Source organism: Sporolactobacillus spathodeae (assembly GCF_016908935.1).
Classification (GTDB): Bacteria; Bacillota; Bacilli; order Bacillales; family Sporolactobacillaceae; genus Sporolactobacillus; species Sporolactobacillus spathodeae.
The window spans coordinates 1-1,681 of the sequence record NZ_JAFBEV010000049.1 but is presented as its reverse complement, the minus strand read 5'-3'; the positions used below and the strand labels follow the sequence as shown (position 1 = coordinate 1,681).

Sequence of the window (1,681 nt, the reverse complement as noted above, 5' to 3'; positions counted from 1 at the left end):
GTATGTGTCAAGGTTTTCTCGGAAGCCTTTACTAGGGAAGGACTTCTTAGTTCTTAATTTGTACACCTTAGGTATTAAATCATTTTCAAGCAAGCGTCAGCACTCTGTTCAGTTTTCCTACTGCACTGGAAGAGGAAGCGTTACATCCGATGCGACCGTGATGTGCCCCGATAGATGGAACCGTTGGTTCCTTCAAGAGTGATGCGATTCGTATCGTCTTTGTCATGATTCGTTCTTTGCGTCTAGACGGAATAAACGAAGAAAGATACGCCATCTTTAACGTCTTGTTACGTATGCCTTGAATGACTTTAACCATGCCCTCTTCCGACTCACCCCAGTGCATGCCACGCTTTTTCATTCGAAACGTCAGATGCCGTTGATTGGATTCCATAGCGCCCAATCGCCCAGCATACTCAGGAAGGTTTTCTTTCGCCACACTTTCTCGCCAATCAAACAGGCGATCCCAGTGTCCCATGAGATATTGCTTGACACTTCTAACTTGCTCCACACGCTCATTTTCGTCTAGATTACTTTCATACGTATCCAGTAGCAGGATAGCCGCTGCACGATCTTTCCGTTGAATAGCTTTTTGTATCCGAGTAATCCAGGCCTTATCGCCATGTAGTGAACGCGTGAGGGATTGTGCAACATGAAACGCGTCAAGTTGAACCCAAATGTGCTTGTGTGCCCCACAAAAGGCATCTTTAAAATGGCTTTCATCATAACCCGATCCTCCATCGCTATTGGCAACAACCTGTGTCTGCCATAATCGATAACGCTGTTCAATCGCGGCTTCGACCTGTTCCCAGAAACTATCCAGCCCCTTGCTGGTCATGACCGCGTAGGGTTCTTTCAGGAGCCGTCGTTTTCCATTCTTCACCCAGCCCTCATACATAATAAAATGCTTGATTTCAATGTGCTGGCGTTTTCTTAATCCACGGACAAAAGTTCCATCAGCCTCTGCAAAGAGAAAGTCCGGCTGCCTTTTCCCATCTAATTCTCCGTTGGCTGCCTGGATGACGCGATCCTGATCCTGCTTTTCCTGAGCTTCACCAACCGCTCGAACACAGCGCATGACTGTCGTGTGACTCATTTGAACCTGTGTCCAAGTCGCTAAGGTTTTCACGACCTCCCGACAAGTCATACGGCTAGCTAAAGTAGCTGTTTCATACTCCACATTTGGCGAGTAACGCATGTGTTTTCTCAGTTTTAAAAGGTTATCCAGCGGATAACAGGCATGGCCCTCCGGGCTAATCATACGCGTATGATACAGCGTCACAGGTCCAAATAAAAATTGAAGCGTACGCTGATCCTTATGGCTGTCTATTATCCAGCCCTGAGTTTGCTTCTCCTTAACAAGTGCTTGATCAAGCAGTAAAAATACCTGTTCCACACTCCGCCTCATAAACTGGTACATATAGGTAGTTGCCTCTTCTTCAAATTCCAAAAGGCTCGTTTGGTTCTTCCAAATTCCTAATAAATCCTCTATACTATCCATTGAGAGAAGGCCTCTATTCCTGATGTATTCACCTTGGTCGGTATACATTTAGAATAAGGAGTCTTCTCCTTTTCGTCCAGTGAAGGAAGAATAAAGGAACATGGCTGGAAGTAAGAACAGCGTCCCGATCCATCCTCAGGCGCTAATCCGAATTTAATTCTCCGAGAAACATTTTACACATAG

Annotated in this window: 1 protein-coding gene; it reads right to left on the bottom strand. The window is 45.7% G+C overall.

All coding sequences use genetic code 11. The annotated features are described in order from the left end of the window. Positions 1-85 precede the first annotated feature (85 nt). Positions 86-1,498 (bottom strand): ISLre2 family transposase, encoded by a 1,413-nt coding sequence (locus JOC27_RS13305; RefSeq protein WP_205007763.1) that lies wholly within the window; start codon positions 1,496-1,498, stop codon positions 86-88. Between the last annotated feature and the right edge of the window lie 183 nt (positions 1,499-1,681).

Coding starts and splice junctions, on each gene's coding strand:
- JOC27_RS13305 (WP_205007763.1), bottom strand. CDS start 1,498: ATGGATAGTATAGAGGATTTATTAGGAATTTGGAAGAACCAAACGAGC.